The organism is Vogesella fluminis, assembly GCF_014652335.1.
Classification (GTDB): Bacteria; Pseudomonadota; Gammaproteobacteria; order Burkholderiales; family Chromobacteriaceae; genus Vogesella; species Vogesella fluminis.
In genome coordinates this window covers 1-1,419 of record NZ_BMYP01000104.1, presented here as the reverse complement: position 1 = coordinate 1,419, position 1,419 = coordinate 1, and the positions used below count along the sequence as shown (strand labels likewise).

Sequence of the window (1,419 nt, the reverse complement as noted above, 5' to 3'; positions counted from 1 at the left end):
CGAGCAGGCCATGCTGGTCTGACTCACACAAAATGGCCTCCGCGAAACCCGGGGCGGTTCATACCGGCAGGATTGTTATGACGATACTGTACCGAAGGGCAATGATTCACCCCATTGCCAAGTCCTGCACTCCCCCTGCCGCACAAACAATGATGAGGCCATGCCTCCTCACGGCAAAAAGGCCAGCTTCGTGCTGGCCTGTTGCCCCCTCGTTCCCCCTTGCTTCAGTCCGTCTTCAGGTTGGAATTGTTTTTCAGCATGTCGATGATTTGCTGGTCGGTTGCCCCGGCCCCCGCCAGGGAGTCCAGTGCCACGCCGGACAGCAATATCTGCTGATCCATTGTCGAGTCATAATTGCTGCCATTGAACTCGCCGCTATAACTGATCTGGATCAGCGTATTGCTGCCGGATGCGGTGAAGTGCAGATATTGTGTGAGATTGGTGCTGTTTTCTCCTTGCAACAAGTCGCGCAGATCGAGGGAGTCGCCTTCACTGGTTTTAAAGTCATTAACGCTGACGATATCGGTGGCCGCACCCCCGCCCAGTCCCTGGTCGCCCAGGCTCCACTTGAAGGTATCGCTGCCCGCACCACCAATCAGCGTATCGTTGCCGAAACCACCATTCAGCAGGTCATTGCCGTCGCCGCCGTACAGGATGTCATTGCCCAGCCCACCCATCAGCACGTCGTTACCGGCGCCACCATGCAGGATGTCGTTGCCGGCACGGCCATCGATGAAGTCATCGCCGTCACCACCGGTAAGGTCATCATTACCGACTGTGCCGTAAATCATGTCGTTGCCACCCTGTGCATCCAGTGTCTGTCCGGTGACGGACACCGGACCGGTGACCGAAAACTCGCCACCATTGGTGTCGCTGCTCAGCCAGTCACGATCGGCACCATTGCCCGCCGTAGCACTGTCAAATTCGGTCGCATAGTCACCCTGATAGTTGTTATGTGGTTTCACATACTCATCCGAGTTGATGATGTGTACGTTGGTACTGCTGGAGAGGCCATCACCAAGCAACTGGATATCGAACTGTCCACTACTGCTGCTCTGGCTCATCACCACATCGTTTTCACCCGCCGTCAGGTAGAAGCGGAACAGAGTGTCACCATTGCCGGTGTACAGCTTTTCCCAGTAAGCGCTGGTGCCGGTCGGCAAGGACGATGCCAACAGGGTGAGTCCGGCGGCACTGATATCGTCGACCCAGATGTCCCAGTGAATGGTGCGACCGGCAAACAAGGTAATGTCGCCGTCCTTGGCTTTAATGTCGAACGACTGATGCTGGGAGCTATAGTTCATTAACCAGGCACCGTCATCACCGTAAAACACCGGTGGCGGGTAGTCGTCGTCCACGATGGTGGCGGTGGCGCTGTCGTTGTATTCGTTGCCGTTGCTGTTCAGCTTGGCGCCGAGG

Annotated in this window: 1 protein-coding gene; it reads right to left on the bottom strand. The window is 56.5% G+C overall.

The window, feature by feature from the left end:
* Positions 1-224: 224 nt before the first annotated feature.
* The coding region (locus tag IE083_RS16025; RefSeq protein WP_189354951.1) for a type I secretion C-terminal target domain-containing protein at positions 225-1,419 on the bottom strand (1,195 nt) is incomplete at its 5' end.